The 16,514-nt window shown below is 28.6% G+C and carries 14 protein-coding genes; 1 reads left to right on the top strand and 13 read right to left on the bottom strand.

Annotation, left to right across the window (positions count from 1 at the left end; translation table 11 throughout):
* Positions 1-53: 53 nt before the first annotated feature.
* Together E5347_RS00395 and gpr are read right to left on the bottom strand one after the other, a co-directional pair.
* Positions 54-1,163 carry a stage II sporulation protein P gene (locus E5347_RS00395; protein ID WP_136003443.1) on the bottom strand — a complete coding sequence of 370 codons (1,110 nt, stop codon included), beginning with the start codon at positions 1,161-1,163 and terminating at the stop codon, positions 54-56.
* Between the two features lie 94 nt (positions 1,164-1,257).
* Complete coding sequence (gene gpr / locus E5347_RS00390) at positions 1,258-2,232, bottom strand: GPR endopeptidase (protein ID WP_136003441.1); 975 nt, start codon at positions 2,230-2,232, stop codon at positions 1,258-1,260.
* A 175-nt stretch (positions 2,233-2,407) separates the two neighbouring features.
* On the opposite strand from gpr, the gene rpsT reads away from it, so the two are divergent.
* Complete coding sequence (rpsT, locus tag E5347_RS00385; protein ID WP_136003438.1) at positions 2,408-2,671, top strand: 30S ribosomal protein S20; 264 nt, start codon at positions 2,408-2,410, stop codon at positions 2,669-2,671.
* A 40-nt stretch (positions 2,672-2,711) separates the two neighbouring features.
* On the opposite strand, the gene holA is transcribed toward rpsT, so the two are convergent.
* The 11 genes from holA to E5347_RS00330 form a co-directional block, all read right to left on the bottom strand.
* On the bottom strand, positions 2,712-3,743 hold the full coding sequence (holA, locus tag E5347_RS00380; protein WP_136003436.1) for a DNA polymerase III subunit delta: 1,032 nt from the start codon (positions 3,741-3,743) through the stop codon (positions 2,712-2,714).
* Between the two features lie 15 nt (positions 3,744-3,758).
* Positions 3,759-5,204, bottom strand: a complete 1,446-nt coding sequence (locus E5347_RS00375) for a ComEC/Rec2 family competence protein (protein WP_243109694.1) — start codon at positions 5,202-5,204, stop codon at positions 3,759-3,761.
* Between the two features lie 274 nt (positions 5,205-5,478).
* Entirely contained in the window at positions 5,479-7,974 is a 2,496-nt protein-coding gene (locus E5347_RS00370) for a cation-transporting P-type ATPase (RefSeq protein WP_136003431.1), read from the bottom strand.
* A gap of 176 nt (positions 7,975-8,150) precedes the next feature.
* Entirely contained in the window at positions 8,151-8,507 is a 357-nt protein-coding gene (gene spoVAE / locus E5347_RS00365) for a stage V sporulation protein AE (RefSeq protein WP_136003429.1), read from the bottom strand.
* Between the two features lie 4 nt (positions 8,508-8,511).
* Entirely contained in the window at positions 8,512-9,549 is a 1,038-nt protein-coding gene (gene spoVAD, locus E5347_RS00360) for a stage V sporulation protein AD (RefSeq protein ID WP_136003427.1), read from the bottom strand.
* A gap of 17 nt (positions 9,550-9,566) precedes the next feature.
* Entirely contained in the window at positions 9,567-10,037 is a 471-nt protein-coding gene (gene spoVAC / locus E5347_RS00355) for a stage V sporulation protein AC (RefSeq protein WP_136003424.1), read from the bottom strand.
* Between the two features lie 424 nt (positions 10,038-10,461).
* The gene (sigF, locus tag E5347_RS00350; RefSeq protein ID WP_136003422.1) at positions 10,462-11,217 is read right to left on the bottom strand and encodes an RNA polymerase sporulation sigma factor SigF; all 756 of its coding nucleotides are present in this window, start codon (positions 11,215-11,217) and stop codon (positions 10,462-10,464) included.
* A 9-nt stretch (positions 11,218-11,226) separates the two neighbouring features.
* Positions 11,227-11,658, bottom strand: a complete 432-nt coding sequence (spoIIAB, locus tag E5347_RS00345) for an anti-sigma F factor (protein ID WP_136003420.1) — start codon at positions 11,656-11,658, stop codon at positions 11,227-11,229.
* A 13-nt stretch (positions 11,659-11,671) separates the two neighbouring features.
* A complete protein-coding gene (spoIIAA, locus tag E5347_RS00340) occupies positions 11,672-12,007 on the bottom strand; it encodes an anti-sigma F factor antagonist (RefSeq protein WP_136003418.1) in 336 nt (111 codons plus the stop codon).
* 488 nt (positions 12,008-12,495) lie between these two features.
* A complete protein-coding gene (locus tag E5347_RS00335) occupies positions 12,496-14,787 on the bottom strand; it encodes an AAA family ATPase (protein ID WP_136005814.1) in 2,292 nt (763 codons plus the stop codon).
* A 359-nt stretch (positions 14,788-15,146) separates the two neighbouring features.
* Positions 15,147-16,319: an FprA family A-type flavoprotein gene (locus E5347_RS00330; RefSeq protein WP_136003416.1), complete on the bottom strand. Its 1,173-nt coding sequence runs from the start codon at positions 16,317-16,319 to the stop codon at positions 15,147-15,149.
* Between the last annotated feature and the right edge of the window lie 195 nt (positions 16,320-16,514).

Raw genomic sequence — 16,514 nt, 5'->3', positions numbered from 1 at the left:
CCCCTAGTTTTTATATCTAAAGGATGCTCATAAAAATTAATTTTTATTCATTTTTATCTATTTAAATACTCAGCAATTATCCTTGCAATATACTTACTTGTTAATTTCGCTTCTTGTGCTGTATTTACATTAGAACCATTTTCTATAAGTATAAAATTATCACTTAAGCTATAATTAATAGCTGTTGCTGCTGGATCAATTTCATGAATATCCCTTATTAATCCTGGGAATAACTCATTTCCTATATTATATAGATTTTCAACAAATGCTTTATTCGCACCATACCTACTACTATTAGGCGCAGTAACAAACATCATTTTAGCTATATTCTGATCATTCATATTCATCGTATATACATTTTTTAATTGTTCTGCTCTAGCACCATCAACTCCATCTCTATGGAGATCAATTATCACTTTAAAATCACCATATTTATCTAAATATTTTTTAAGGGTTTCATTAGACCTAGCATAGCTATCATTATAAGAAACGCTATGATTAGTCTTATCATGCAGCACTGAAATACCATATCCTTCTTCTAGTTCTTTTGCTAAAACATCTCCAACCCCTGATATATTAAAATCATTATCAGTAGTTAAAGCATCTCTTTCAGCGAAATTCTCTGTGGTATGAGTATGGAAAATAAGTACTTCTGGCTTAGTATTATCTAATGTTTTCTTTAATGAAGGGTCATAGGCTGCACTTACCTTATTAAGCTCAGCAATCTCCTCTGGAGTCATTTTAGCTATACTATTATTATTTAAAGAAAATGGTGTTAACTTACTAATGGGAGTTCTTAACGAATCATTCCCTAATATGCTATTAAACAAGCTAACTTCTTTAGCAACTATGCTATATCCATTCATTCCCTTTATTCCTAAAGCTTCAAGTACAACATTTTTTAATGATAAATGATTATCAGCATATTGAGCCTCATCATATATTTGAGTTTCTACTAATGGAACTGAAAAGTTAAGCATCTGCACATATGCGAAGCCACCTCTTTCTCCATAATTGTTAATAATATTAACAGACCTTATTAAAAAAATTATAAAAGCTATTATAATTATAAAATATCCAACACTAAAATTACTTTTACCAGATCCTGAACTACCACCCCTTTTTAAATTTTTTCTAGGTAATCTTTGTCCTAAAGAATACATGCAACTCCCCCTTCCTCTATTATTTATATTAAGAGAGTTACATAATTATTAATAAATTTATAAAATAAATATATTAATTTTAAGTATGATTATTTTAATTCATAAATTTATTTATATCCTCCATATCAAGGTTAGGTTGTATTGCCATATTAATACCATTAGCTATTACTTTAGATAAAGATTCAACTACAGTATCTACTTCTTTTGGAGTTACCATTAAATCACCAAAAGAAGGATTTAATATTTCCCTAATTAAATTGTTTTTCTCCATTCTATCCATAGAACTTAACATCTTATAAAATTCAGTGCCACTCTTAGCTTGCCTTGATAATTCATCTATTACTAAATCTATTGTATCATTAGCTATTGTTGCTGCATGAACTACTGTAGGTACTCCTATTGCAATAACTTTAACACCTAAAGATTCCTCATTAATCTTCATCCTATGATTTCCAACTCCAGCTCCAGGTGATATTCCACTATCACTAATTTGAATAGTTCTATTTACCCTCTCTAGCTTCCTTGACCCTAAGGCATCTATGCATATTACAAAATCAGGTTTTACTCTCTCCACTAAGCCCTTTATAACTTCTCCAGTCTCTATTCCCGTAATACCAAGGACTCCTGGTGAAATGCAGCATACTGGTCTAACAGAATCATCTATAGCATCAGGCATAACTTGTTTTAAATGTCTTGTAACCATAATTTTTTCAGTAACTCTTGGGCCTAAAGCATCTGGAGTAACATTCCAATTACCAAGTCCAACTACTAATGCAGTCTTTTCTTCTGGTGCATCTATAAGTCTTACTAAAACATTATCCACAACCTTTGAAACCTTATCCATAGTTTCCCCATCATAATGTGTAATTTCTGGGAAATCTATTGTAATATAATTCCCTTTAGGCTTACCAAGTTCTTCCCCTGCTTCATCACTTTCAATGGTTACAGTAGTAATTTTAATATCATCTTCAAATTCCTCATCTACTATAACCCCATCAAGTTCTCTTTTATTTTCCTTAGTATACATATCGCGTGCTTCAATTGCTAAATCAGTCCATACATTATTCATATTTACCTCCATGAAAAACTATTATCCCTTTTATTTTTCCTTAATGTTTCAATTTAATACTTGAACTTATAAAGTTTCAATGATATAATCTAGTATGTTAAAAACGAACTCGAACGCAGATTTCCCCAAAGCTGCAAAAGAGGCCCTATAAAATTATTAAGGGGGTGAATTTGAAATGGCAAACATTAAATCAGCGAAAAAGAGAATAAAGGTTACTGAAGCTAAAACTGCTCAAAACAGAATGGTTAAATCAGCTTTAAAGACTGCTGTAAAGAAGTTTGAAGTAGCTGTTGCTGCAAAAAACGTAGAAGAAGCTAACGTTCTTTTCCCTAAAGCAGTTAAAGCTTTAGACATGGCTGCTCAAAAAGGAGTATGTCACAAGAACATGGTAGCTAGAAAGAAATCAAGATTAGCTGCAAAGTTAAACGCTATGGCGTAATCAAATAAGAAGCCGACCCTAAGGTCGGCTATTATTTTATCTATTTTAACATGAAAATTTTAAAAACCATTAATTCCATTTCCATATTTTTATCAACACCAGATGTCTTTAATTTATTTTCTGTATCTAAACAAATCTTCATTAATTCCTGTAATTGCTTTACAGTAAATTTATTACATTGATTTATTAATTTCTCACAAACAAAGGTAGGTAACTTAAATTTTCCTGATATACTATTAATATTTTCTCCATTTTGAACAAGTATCTTAATTTCATATAATCTTTTAAAATTATTTGCAATATTGGATATTATAAGCATATGTTGGTCACTTGTAGAAAGTAATTCATTAAGTAATTCCAAAGTTTTTTCTACTTTCCTTTGAGAAATAAAATCTATTAAATCAAATATATCATCTTCACTAGAATTTAAAATAAGCTTATCTATATCGGCTCTAGTAATTTGTCTACCATCCGCATAAGATATTAACTTATCTATTTCTCTTTTTATTATATCGAAGTTATGCTGAACCTTTTCTGCAAAGTATCTCAGTTCAACTTTTCCAATTTCTTTTCCTTTTTCTTTAAATATCTCTTCAACCTTTTTATAGTATCTATCCTTCTTTAACTTATCAAAATAAACTACCTTAGTTAGCTTTTCTAAAGATCTTATCTTACTACTTTTTTTAGGTGTATCTCTTTTATCATTAAATAAATAATACATTACCAGTACTGTATATGGAGGTAGATCCTTTAAATACTTTAAAACTTCATTATATAATTTAGTTAAAGAAGCATCGCATTTATCCTTAAAAAAATTACTTCTATACACAACTACAACTTTCTTTTCTCCCATAAAAGGCATAGTTTCACATGCATTCATAATATCTTCAAAAGTAGTAGTTAATCCATCAAGCCTTATATAGTTTAAATCTAAAAGACTTTTATCTATAGATTTATCTACTATTAAATTTACTCCTTCTTTAATTAATTCTTCATCTAACCCACAAAATATATAAGAATTTTCTATTTTTCCTTTTTTTATTTCACCTTCTAAAACGTCAAAATCTATCAATTTAATCTACCTTTCCTAATTAAAAACTAAAACATCATTATTAAATAAAATTATTTTACTATAGCTACTATATTTGCAATCTATTATATCATAATTAGATGCAATTTTCCCTTTGGATAAATTAATTAAATATTCTTTATTATTATAATTTAATATCAAATTATTTTTATCTCTATAAATTTTCCCTCTACCTTTTAAGTTAATTACATTAAAGTCTTTGTTTATATTGTTAGACAAAGAAATCTTTTTATATTTTTCAATATTGATTCCCTTTTTCAGAAGAAATATCTCTTTTTCTCCTTTATAACTTATAGTTACTACACCTTCCTTATAATATTCTATTTTAGGTATAGGACTATAGATATTAACTACAAGATAGACTAGGAATATTAAATTGAAATAAATTGCTCTTTTATAACCCTTATTATAAAAATAAGCTGATATCATAAGAATTATATATGCAACTGCCATTAAATCATTTAGATAAAAAGACTTAGGTAAAAATACTAGTAACTTATCTGATAAATAATCTATCCCTAAAGTTGAATAATAGAGAAGAAAACTTAAATAATTAAATACTATAGGTAGATTATAAAATAAAACAATAACATTCCCCAATATAACTATTAGGTTAATTAATGGAATTAATATTAAATTTCCTAATAAAAACCCTATAGAGAACTCTCTAAAATACAATATCATAAATGGTATAGTGAAAACTTGAGCGGCAAGGGAAATTGCAGTTCCTTCCCTTAATACTTTAGGTAGTTTATATAACTTCTTATTTAAATCCTTATTAAATATTATTATTCCTAATGTTGCTAGAAAACTTAACTGAAAACCTATTTCAAATATGCTATAGGGCTTATATATAATTAATATTATTCCTGCTAAAGACAAGGAGGCAATTGGATTATAATTCCTCTTAAGTCTAGGTGCAAGGCTTAATATAAGTAGCATTATATAGGATCTAACTGTTGATGCTGCAGCTCCAGTAAAAAGCACATAAAATATTGAAACTAAAATAGCTGTCTTTTCTCCTAATAACTTTTTTAGTAATGAATATACAAGGGCCATATGTAATCCAGATACAGATATAGCATGTAATACACCTAAATTCTTCATTACATCCTCATCTTCTTTATCTAAAAATTCATCATATCCAAAAGCTATAGACGTTACTAACGCTGCCCTTCTTCCCCCTATTTTTTCTTTAATTTTATTAAATATATCTTCTCTAACTTTAAATAATCTTCCTTTTAAATCTAAAGGCATTGTTTCCATACTTTTTAAGTTGTAATCTCCAACAGTACCCTTTTCAATATTAGCATCGTATATAAACTCCCCTGTTGCCTCTATTTTGCTTCCAATACTTACATCCCCTATATCCCCAGATAGATATACCTTTCTACCTTCTATCTCTCCTAGGCCGCCATAGCCATATGTCTTTAATATCCTCACTACCTCTTTATTTTCAAATTTTATATTATAATATATAGAATTATTTATTATAGGTATAATAAAGAATAAGGATAACAGTAAATAAAAATATCTTTTTTCAGTTATTGACATAAATATATAGTAAGCAAAAAAACAGCTAACAATAATAATTGCTAGCCATTTATTTTTATATATTAATAAATAAGAAATTGATGATAGAATAAAAGCAACAAATATATGAAGCAGAATATTTTCCTTGTTCTTATTATACAAATGGCTCACCTCATTTAAAGTCTTACCACTTTCTAATAATTAAACCTCCTAATAAGAAAATAAATAATAGCCAAGCTGATATTATTAAAGTAATAGGAGTAAAGGATATCTTATATATAAATAAAACTGCCACTATAGATAAAGCATATCCTAACATTGTAACTAATAATAACTTAAGTCCTTTAAAATTACCTTTAGAGAATACTCTACAATTGATGATAATATCTAGTATACTCATACCCCCTAATAAAAATAAGACTATTAAACTGTAACTTTCCTTTAAGAAGTATATTGCAAAGGATGGAATTATAATAAATAACAACGCTCTTAAAATTAGCTTCTTATTACTCTCTTCGCCCCTACCATAAAGAGCATTAATTAATATTACCGGAGTTACTATAATTAAATTTATTAATGCTATATAGTATTCCATTTCTAAATTTCCTGATGTGAAAAAATACTGAAAATTAAGCATAAAAATTTCTGATAATACTATTAAAGTATAAAAAGTAATTCCTCTTTTTATCCCTTCTTCAACTTCATTATATCTCTTTCTTAAATTGAAGAATGCTTTTATACTACTTTCTTCCGTATGAATATCAGCAATCTTTTTAAGTAACATAGAAAAGCTTTCTTTTGCTATTCCAACTTTAGCTAAACTCACTAATGACAAATCTCCAAGGGTTTTACCTTCAGCTACAAAATTATAACCATCACTATTGTATAAAGAAACTATCTTATTTTTCATCTCTGGACTTATTCTGCAATATATTCTAGCCTTAGAAACTACACTGATTAATTCTTCATCACTTAATGCTTCTAGTTCAACTCCTGATGTAACTTGATCTTCATTTGAAATCAGACCAATTCTTCTTCCAAAAACCTCTGCTTGCAACTTATTATCTTCAGTAAAAATAACTGGTAAGATACCATCATCTAAAATATTCTTTATATCTTCTCTAGCATCATCAAATAATGGATTTTCTAAAGCAATTATTCCTACAAAGACTAAATTACTTTCTATATTTTCATAAGATGAAGGTTCATAATTAAAACTCCTATAAGCAAATCCTTCAGTAAGTAGCCCTTCTTTAGAGAAATTTAAATCAGCAAGTTTTATTTTGATTATATCTTCAGATGTTAATTCTCTTTCGATCCCATTAATAAGTATATGAGTACAACTGCTTAAAAGGCTTTCCAAATCTCCTCTGGAGTTAGCTCTATATCCCCTTTTAGTCTTATTTACTGTAGTTATTATATCCTTACTTGAAGACCTATGCAGCTCAAATTTTCTTCTATTTGAAACATCCATACTTCCTTTATGAATAGAGTGCTCCATTCCATACCTTGCATAAGCAACTTCATACATATTTCCTTTAATCCAATTATTATCATTGTTAGACTTTGCATTATTACAAATAACTGAAATATCTATAAGTCTTCTTAAATTAATATCTCCTGAATCAATTTTATTAAAACTATATATTTGATCGTTACTATATAGCTTGTTTACATATAACTCATCCTTACTTAAGTTACCTATCTTTTCTAAGAATAAAATCTTAATGTTCTTAGATAGCTCTAAAACTGAAAAATTATTTATTGTAATCTTATCTTCTTCATATATCTTTTTTCTTATAAACTTCCCATAATAAATCATTATGAATGGTATCAATATAGTAGTTATTGCAAATATTCCCTGAGCAAGAAGCACTACCTTATCAGTAAACTTACCTGGAAAAACTAGCATTAAGTTAACATGAACTAATATAAGACACAAGGCTATATTTAGTACTTTGTTTTGAAGCTTTTTTATAATTAAGTCCTTTTTTTCAGTTGTATTATTTATTATTTTTACTAATTTACCTAATTGAGTATTATTACCTACTTCAACTACTACACCTTTACCTTGTCCACTTTTTATTATCGATCCTCTAAAAAGCATATTATTAATTTCACCTATGCTGTTAACATCATCTTCCATCTTAACAGAATACTTTTCCTTAATAAAATTATCCCCTGTTACTCCTCTTTCATCTACTTTAATATCTTCTGAATCTATAATTCTAATATCTGCAGCTATTATAGAGTTTTTTCTAAAATATACTATATCACCTTTTACAAGAGATTCTGCTTCAACTAACTTTTCTATACCATCTCTAAGTACTAATACTTGAGTAGTGTTTAAGTTTTGAAGAATTTCTATCTCCTTTTCTTTAAAGACATCATGATATATTTTCATAATTAAAATAAATAAAATTAAGCTTGCCGTAATTATTGCCATAGGATAAAGGTTATAATATAAGAAAAATCCTATAACTATTATAAATACATATAAATACCTTTGTTTTAATATTTCTAATAATAAATTTAATAAAGCCTTTTTATATGGAAGTGAAAGCTTATTTCCTTCTTCTTCTCTTCTTACATTGCATTCAGCTTCATCTAGCCCCTTATGTACATCACTTCCCAAATCTTTTACTACATTAATCCATGTATTTTTATAATAAGCTCTCATGACCCTCCTCCTTTCTAATCACCATAGAATATCTATAATATAACAATAAACTATCTATTACTATATTTCGATATAGAATAAAACAACCTAACACCTATAGTATAAGTTGTTAGATTGTTTTTTAAAAGATTTTTTTAATTTATCTATAATTCAATAATTAATTTACATCTTATATCTTAGCTTTTTGTCTTTGGATTAAATATTAGTGCCATAAGATATCCAAAGAAAATTGCCGCTGTTATACCTGCTGCTGTACCTGTTATCCCACCTGTAAATGCTCCTAAAAGCCCTTGTTCTTTAACAGCTTTTATAGCTCCTTTAGCTAGAGAATTACCAAAGCCAGGTAAGGGAATAGTAGCACCTGCTCCTCCAATATCCACCAATTTATCATATATTCCAAAAGCACCAAGTATAACTCCGCTAGTTACAAATATTACCAATATCCTAGCAGGAGTTAATTTAGTTGTGTCCATCAATATTTGACCTATAACACATATAATACCACCTACAATAAATGCACTTACATAAGTCATAGCATTATCTCCCTTCTATGTTATTAAACTCTATAGCAACGGCATGAGCTATTCCTGGAATACTTTCACCTTGCAGAGATGATGTAGTACTCATTAATGCACCTGTTGATACTAATAGCATGTTTTTTATCTCTTTTCTAATCATTTTTTTATAAAAATATCCACAGGAAACTACTGCAGAGCATCCACATCCACTACCACCCGAATCAGTATTTTGTACTGTATCGTCATATATCATATCTCCACAATCAAAATAGTTCTCTCTAATGTCATATCCATATTCTAATAGTAGCTTGCTTATAATTTCCTTACCTACCTTACCTAAATCTCCAGTGACTATTGCATCATAAAATTTAGGTTCTCTTCCTGTATCTTTAAAATGCCTTGAAATTGTATCCACTGCTGCTGGAGCCATCGCAGCTCCCATATTATTAGGATCCTTAATTCCATAATCTTTAACTACACCAGTTGTAATATAAGTTACTTCTGGAAAATCTCCTTCTTTAGCTAGAAGCATTGCTCCTGCACCCGTTACTGTCCATTGAGCTAAAGGACTCCTTTGAGCTCCATACTCTAAAGGAAATCTAAATTGTCTTTCTGCTGAACTAAAATGTGAAGATGTTGCTGCAACAACATAATCTGCAAAGCCACCATCCATCATCATAGAAGCAACGCTTAGAGATTCTGACATAGTAGAACATGCCCCATATAATCCAAAGAATGGTATATTAAGCTTTCTTGCTGCAAATGAAGAAGATGTTAATTGATTTAATAAATCTCCTGCAAATAGATAATCTACCTCCTCTTCTGTTAAATCCGCCCTATTAATTGCTGCAGTAATTGCTGTATATATCATTTCACTTTCGGCTTTTTCAAAACTCTCTTTACCATATAAATCATCATTTAATACCTCATCAAAATATTTACCTAAAGGTCCTTCCCCTTCTTTTGGACCAACTATTGAATAAGTAGCAACTATCTTGGGAGGATTATTTAGTTTTACTGTTTGCTTACCAAGCTTTTTTGTATTAGTATTTTCCATAATAAATTTCACCTTTCTTATGTAAACAGTTGAATAATATAATAAATAACTCCTACTATCACTGAGCTACCTATTCCATAAACTAAGACCGGTCCTGCGATTGTAAACATCTTTGCTGCTACACCAAAAACAAACCCCTCTTGTTTAAATTCTATAGCTGGAGCAACTATTGCATTAGAGAATCCTGTTATAGGCACTACAGTCCCTGCTCCAGCAAATGTTGCTATCTTGTCATATATTCCAACTCCAGTTAATAATGCCCCTAAAAATACCATTATTATCGGAAGGATCATTTTTATATCATCTTCTGGAAAACCATATTTTATAAGTAACTCTTGAAAGATTTGACCTAGTGTACAAATAGCTCCTCCAACTAAAAAGGCTCTTGAACAATTTCTAGCTATTTTAGGCTTTGGATTAGTTTGTTCTGCAATAGTTTGAAATTTTTCTTGTATTTGCTGTTCTGTAGGTCTTTTTTTCTTTACCATATTAATTCTCCTTTCAAATATTTATCCGATCGCTACCATTGCTAACACTCCCACCTTCTATAAGTGGGAGCTAAGCACTGCTATGCGCCTGGATTAGTTCTTCTAACCTTCAGATGGAGCACTGGGCATTCCTGTACTCTGTGAAAGTGATTCACACAAAATAGAAGATTTTGGTTCTCTACTTTTTAAGAAAACTCCACCTGAAGATAAGAATCACTTTATAAGTTTATTATTCCACTTTATACAAATATAACACTGGAATTTAATTGCAAATATATCTTTACTATCCTTCTTTAGATAAATTAAAAGTAAAGACTATATTCCAAAATTTAAATTAGTAATTGAGGACAAATAAAAAAAAGCTGTCCTAGACAGCCTCTTTTATTCTACTTAATACAACAAAATTTTCATTTTAAATATACATTTATTCTTTTAATTTTTCTCTCATTATCACTAATACTTTCTTCTCAATCCTAGATACTTGAACTTGACTAATACCTAAAAGTTTAGCTACCTGCACTTGTGTTTTATCCTTAAAATATCTAAGCATAATTACTTGCCTTGATTTGCTATCTAAGCTCCTAATAGCTTCTTTCAAAGCAATCCTGTTTATCATATCAGTATCATCTTCACCTTTTTCACTTAATTTATCTATAAGTAAAACAGGAGCTCCATCATCTTGATGAATAGTGTCGTAAAGATATTGCATATTTACAGAGGATTCTATTGCAAACATAATCTCTTCTTTCTCAACTCCTGAATATTTAGATAATTCATCAATAGTAGGTTCTCTATCTAATTCTTTAGTTAAAGCTTCTTTGTCAAAATGAATCTTTCTAGCTAATGTCTTAACACTTCTGCTAACTTTTATTATTCCATCATCTCTAATAAACCTTTTTATCTCTCCTATAATCATAGGAACTGCATAAGTTGAGAACTTAACATTAAACTTATCATCAAAGTTATTAATAGCCTTAACTAAACCTATAGAGCCTATTTGAAAAATATCTTCATAATCATAGCCTCTATTAAGAAATTTTTTGCTAATGGATGAAACAAGAGGTAAATTCATTTCAATAACCTTATTCATAGCCTCTTGGTTACCTTCCTTGGCTAGAGGTATTAATTGTGAATTCTCTTCATAATTATACACCTCTTTTCTTACAATTCCGTTGTCCATATATTTCACCTAACTTACTGTATAAAATTTCTTTTTCATAATAACCTTAGTTCCTTTTCCATCTTCACTTACTACCTCTAAATTATCCATAAATGATTCCATAACTGTAAATCCCATACCTGATCTTTCTAATTCAGGTTTAGAAGTGTATAATGGCTCCATCGCTTGTTCGATATTATCAATACCTTTTCCAAAATCCTCTACACTTATTGTTACTTCATTTGCAGAAATACTGGCTTCTATTCTTATTATTCCCTCTTTTTTGTTTTCGTAACCATGAATTATAGAATTTGTTACAGCTTCTGATACAGCAGTTTTAACATCTGATAATTCCTCAATAGTCGGGTCTAACTGAGATACAAAGGCAGCTACTGCAACTCTTGCAAATCCTTCATTTTGAGATTTACTCATTAATTCTATACAAATTTTATTATCCACCATTTTAAACCCTCCACTAAATATTCATTATACCTTCATCAACATTTCTATAAACATTAATCAGCTTATACATACCTGAAATCTCAAAAACTTTATTAACCGCCTTATTAATTTCAACTATGCATAACCTTCCATCCCTATTTTTCATTTTCTTATGTCTTCCTATCACAACTCCTATTCCAGAGCTATCCATAAATGTAACACCACCAAAATCTAATATAACTTTTTTTATGTTATCCCTATCTATTCTATCATCTATCTTAACCCTAACCTCTTCAGCGCTATGATGATCTAATTCCCCCATTAAACTAACAATTAACTTATCTTCTACTTTATTAAACTTTAAATGCATACTTAAACTCCAAAGTTATAACCTTAGAGCATTCACCTCCCTTTAATAAATTTCCACTCTTTTCCATAATTCTAACATACTATTTTATTCATAGTCAAATATAATTATGTAATTTATTGTAAATTATTTTTTAATTCTAGAATCTATACTTAATTTGTCATAAAAAAATTTATACCTGTAGGGAAAATCAAATCAATAAATCACAATCCACAACGCAAAAATGAGGCTGTTTTCTCAAACAGCCCCATAAAAAAATTTAAAATTAAGAGTTTAAAATTTGAAATTTTTAATGAAGAGGCTGTCTCATTATCAGATCAAAGTGAGAATTAAAAATTAATGTTAGTAATTCTGTATGAATTACTAACATTAATCTCTTTTTAAAACTCCTACAGGAATTTTTTATTAATTCTTAATTATGTGACAGCACCAAAATATATTTTTCAAAACTCATTTATGAGTTTTTTCATTAATTCTACATTGTTCATTATTTACTTTTTCTTATACTTATATATTTCATTCTTAATATTTATATAAAAATCTTCTAATGTCTCATTTTCCTTTAATATTAATGTTTCAATTGCATCATCAAGGCTATTCATTGAGTAAATATTAAAATCTCCAACCTCGATTGCTTCTTCAACTTCTGGAATCAATATTAATTCATCTATATTAGATGATGGAATTAATACACCTTTATCTTTTACACTGTCTAAAAGACTACAAACTCTAAAGAATCCCTCAATTTTCTCATTTACACCGCCAATCGCTTGAACTTCACCTAATTGATTTATAGATCCTGTTACAGCTACATTTTGTCTTATAGGTCTTTTACTAATAGAAGATAAGATACAAATAGCCTCTGCAACTGATGCACTATCTCCATCTATTATCCCATAAGCTTGTTCAAAACTTAAATAAAAGTCTACAGGAATATCATCATATGGATCTATAATACTATTAAATAAACCTTTTAAGATATTTATAGACTTTTCATGGATTTTTCCACTTAATCTGCTTTCTTTATGGATATCTACTATTTTCCCAGTTCCCTTATGAGAAACGCATGTTATTCTAAGGGGTTTCCCAAAAGAGTAATATCCATTATTAATAACAGATAGCCCATTAATAACTCCTACTTTTTCTCCTATTACCGAAATTAATATCTTGTCTTCTTTATATAGTCTATCATATTCTTCTTCAAACTTTTCTCTAGAATATACTACATCTCTAATAGAATTGCCATCTATTATTTCTTGTTCTTTACTTTTAGCTATAGTATTGGATAATATTAAAAATTTATCTATTTCTGAAATATCTACATTAACCTTAGTTTTACTATTAGCTTTTCTTGCAAGATATTTAATAATTTCTTTTGTTGCTTCACTAGATATTGGAAGTAATAAATTCTCATCTATCTTCCTAGATATAGCCTTTTCAACATATGAAATAACATTGTCATTGGCTTCTACAATAGGATAAAATTCTGCTCTTAATTGAAATAGCTTACCAAAATCCTCATCTAAGCTATATAAGCTATCATAAGTCTCCATATCTCCAATTAAAATAACCTTAACATTAATTGGGATAGGCATAGGCTTTAATGTATTAATAGAAATAACCTCATAATAAGCCTTAGAAATATCATAAGTGATTTTACTAGTCATAAGCGCCTTCTTTAAATGATAATATGCGTATCCATTACTAGCCAAAGTATTCATTCTTACTATTAAACAACCACCATTTGCCCTTAATAATGAACCGCTATTAATTAAGGATACATCTGTTGTGTAAACTCCATTATGATTTTCAAATTCTAAGAATCCCATTAAATTGTTTATACTTGGATCTTCTTCAAATATTACAGGTGGAGAGGAAACTAAGCTATTATCTACTAATAGGTGAATATTATATCTATTTATAGCATCATAAATCTTCTCCTCATCCTCATCAAGACTCATAGTATAAGAATTTATTATTTCTTTTTCAACTAATATGAACAATCTTTCTAAATATTCATAGGCATTATCATCATCAATAAATTCAAATAACACCTTATCTTTAACAGATTCCATTTCTTTAGTTAAAAAATCACCATAAAGTTCTTTTAATTTATCAATGGAACTTACTTCTATTTCTTTTATCTTATTAAGGACAACCTCTGCCTTCTTCTTTAAAACTATGGCCTTTGCAACAATAATTTCTTTTTTATTTTTTTCTAAAGTATCATATTCCTTTTCACTTATAGCTTTACCATTTATTAAAGGGATAAAAGCAAACCCCTTACTAGTAATCTTTACCTCAAACTCATCTTTCTTAGCTAATTCCATTAACTCACTTATATAATTATTTCTTTTACTTTGTACCTCTTCGATTAATTCATCTTTTTCATCTTCTGAAGATGTATTATAAAATTCCTCTACTATATCAATATAACTATCCCTAACCTCTTTTAATGCTTCAACTAATTTCTTTCCATTTCCATTAGCAATAAAAAGGACTTCTGGCTTTTTATAATCTTCTAAGATAACATAACAAACATCATTTGGAGGTGGTAAATACTTATACTGCTCCTTTATATATGCTGTAAGCTTTTCTAATTTTTCTTTTGAAAACGAATCTATTAAATATACATTGTAACCTTCCTTTTTTATACTAAGAGCCCTTCCTATCTTATCATACTCCGAATCTAGTTCAGGAATAGTAGTAACTGTTCCTTTTTCTTCTAATTGCTTAAATTTAAAATTAAACTTCACTTCATCAAAAGTTAATTTTCTAATCATAATATTCCTACCTTCAAATTGACTTAGCAATTCAAAAAAAGCAGTCCCCCCTTTATTAATTTATTTACTATATAAATATTCTTATAATCCATATTAGGGAATAGAAAAATAAATTAATTACCATAAATATAGTCTATTATATGAATACTACTAAAAACTCATACCATAAAAAAAATGAAGAATTAAAAATGAAAGAATTAATTTAGTAACTTGTTCCAAATTACTTAAATACAAATAAGAGCCATTGCTTTAGAGGATTTTAATCCACTAAAACAATAGCTCCTATAATTCTAACTTGTTATTAATCTTTATATTCTATAGCTATACTTATTTCTTAGTTACCTTTTTGCTATTTTTAATTACATTAATGATATAAAGTTTTCTACTGCTTCATCTGCCTTCTTATAATCTTCATCGGAAGGAACAAAACAAAATGATAATCCTGGATCTACAGTCTTTAACTTTAAATCCTTAAGTCTTGCTGTTAACATTTTTACACCTTCTCCACTCCATCCAAAGGATCCAAATGCTAAAGCAGCCTTTCCTCTATTTATTATTGGACTAACTAGAGATAATAAATCCCAAGAAGGTTTAACTGCATCTTGATTTATAGTAGGAGATCCTATCATAAATCCTTTTGCCTTTTCAAGCTTTGCTATGCATTCTTCTAAAGGAATAGAAGTTATCTCTGTTATATCTGCCTTATATCCCTTTTCTTCTACTTTTTCTTTTAAGTATTTAGCCATTTCTTCTGTATTTCCATATGCAGTAATATAGAAAATCTCTATCTTTTTATCATCTACTTTTTCTTCAGTAGCCCATTCTTTATATAGATTTAATATCTTATCAATATTCTCTATATGAACCGGTCCGTGGCTAGTCCCAATGCAATCAAAGTCTAATCCTTTAATTTTATCAAGTCCCATTAACACGAATCTTTTAAATGGTCCCATTATACAATCAAAGTAATATTTCATTTCAGCAAAATAATCTTCATTTAAGGTTGACATTATGCTTCCTTCTGGACAATAATGTGATCCAGTGAAATCACATGTAAATAGCATATTTCTTTCTTTTACAAAAGTAAACATAGTATCAGGCCAATGAAGATTTGGAGCTGTTATAAACTTTAAAGTAGTTTCCCCAAGTGATATTTCTTCTCTAGCTTCAATATATTCAAATTCCCTATTTAAAATATTTTTTAAATAAGTTATTGCAGCTCTAGTACCTACTATTTTTATTTCTGGATAATCTTCAAGCAAATTAATTAATGATCCGCTATGATCTAATTCAGTATGCTGAACTATAACATAATCAACTTTTTTATCACCAATAACATTAGTTAAGTTCTTTTTAAATTCATCATAAAATCCAGTCTTAACAGTATCTACAACTGCAACTTTTTCATCATTAATTACATAAGAGTTGTAAGTGGTTCCTTTTTTTGTTTCCATTATTATATCAAATACTTTTAATTCTGGGTCTTTAACACCAACCCAATAGATGTTTTCCTTTAGCTTTTCCTGTAACATATACCTACCTCCAACTTCAATTAGTCCTTCGTAACACTAGTAATATTTTACCATAAACTCATTAGTCAAACAATTCTTTTTCGACTTTTTAGTATATTTTTCAACTTTTTTCACTATTGTGATATTATGGATTTATTCTATGGCTACCATTGCAAATACTCCCATCTTCCAAAAGTGGGAGTTAAGCACTGATAT

The organism is Clostridium sartagoforme (genome assembly GCF_004794105.1).
In the GTDB taxonomy this organism is placed as follows: Bacteria; Bacillota; Clostridia; order Clostridiales; family Clostridiaceae; genus Clostridium; species Clostridium sartagoforme_B.
Note: the sequence above shows the minus strand (reverse complement) of the source record. Positions and strands in the feature narration are given on the sequence as shown.

Excerpts from the sequence above, each read along its gene's own strand:
- spoVAE (WP_136003429.1), bottom strand. The coding sequence starts at position 8,507 with ATGACTTATGTAAGTGCATTTATTGTAGGTGGTATTATATGTGTTATA.
- E5347_RS00330 (WP_136003416.1), bottom strand. The coding sequence starts at position 16,319 with ATGTTACAGGAAAAGCTAAAGGAAAACATCTATTGGGTTGGTGTTAAA.
- spoVAD (WP_136003427.1), bottom strand. The coding sequence starts at position 9,549 with ATGGAAAATACTAATACAAAAAAGCTTGGTAAGCAAACAGTAAAACTA.
- gpr (WP_136003441.1), bottom strand. The coding sequence starts at position 2,232 with ATGAATAATGTATGGACTGATTTAGCAATTGAAGCACGCGATATGTAT.
- E5347_RS00370 (WP_136003431.1), bottom strand. The coding sequence starts at position 7,974 with ATGAGAGCTTATTATAAAAATACATGGATTAATGTAGTAAAAGATTTG.
- spoIIAA (WP_136003418.1), bottom strand. The coding sequence starts at position 12,007 with ATGCATTTAAAGTTTAATAAAGTAGAAGATAAGTTAATTGTTAGTTTA.
- E5347_RS00335 (WP_136005814.1), bottom strand. The coding sequence starts at position 14,787 with ATGATTAGAAAATTAACTTTTGATGAAGTGAAGTTTAATTTTAAATTT.
- rpsT (WP_136003438.1), top strand. The coding sequence starts at position 2,408 with ATGGCAAACATTAAATCAGCGAAAAAGAGAATAAAGGTTACTGAAGCT.
- spoIIAB (WP_136003420.1), bottom strand. The coding sequence starts at position 11,658 with ATGGTGGATAATAAAATTTGTATAGAATTAATGAGTAAATCTCAAAAT.
- sigF (WP_136003422.1), bottom strand. The coding sequence starts at position 11,217 with ATGGACAACGGAATTGTAAGAAAAGAGGTGTATAATTATGAAGAGAAT.
- spoVAC (WP_136003424.1), bottom strand. The coding sequence starts at position 10,037 with ATGGTAAAGAAAAAAAGACCTACAGAACAGCAAATACAAGAAAAATTT.
- E5347_RS00395 (WP_136003443.1), bottom strand. The coding sequence starts at position 1,163 with ATGTATTCTTTAGGACAAAGATTACCTAGAAAAAATTTAAAAAGGGGT.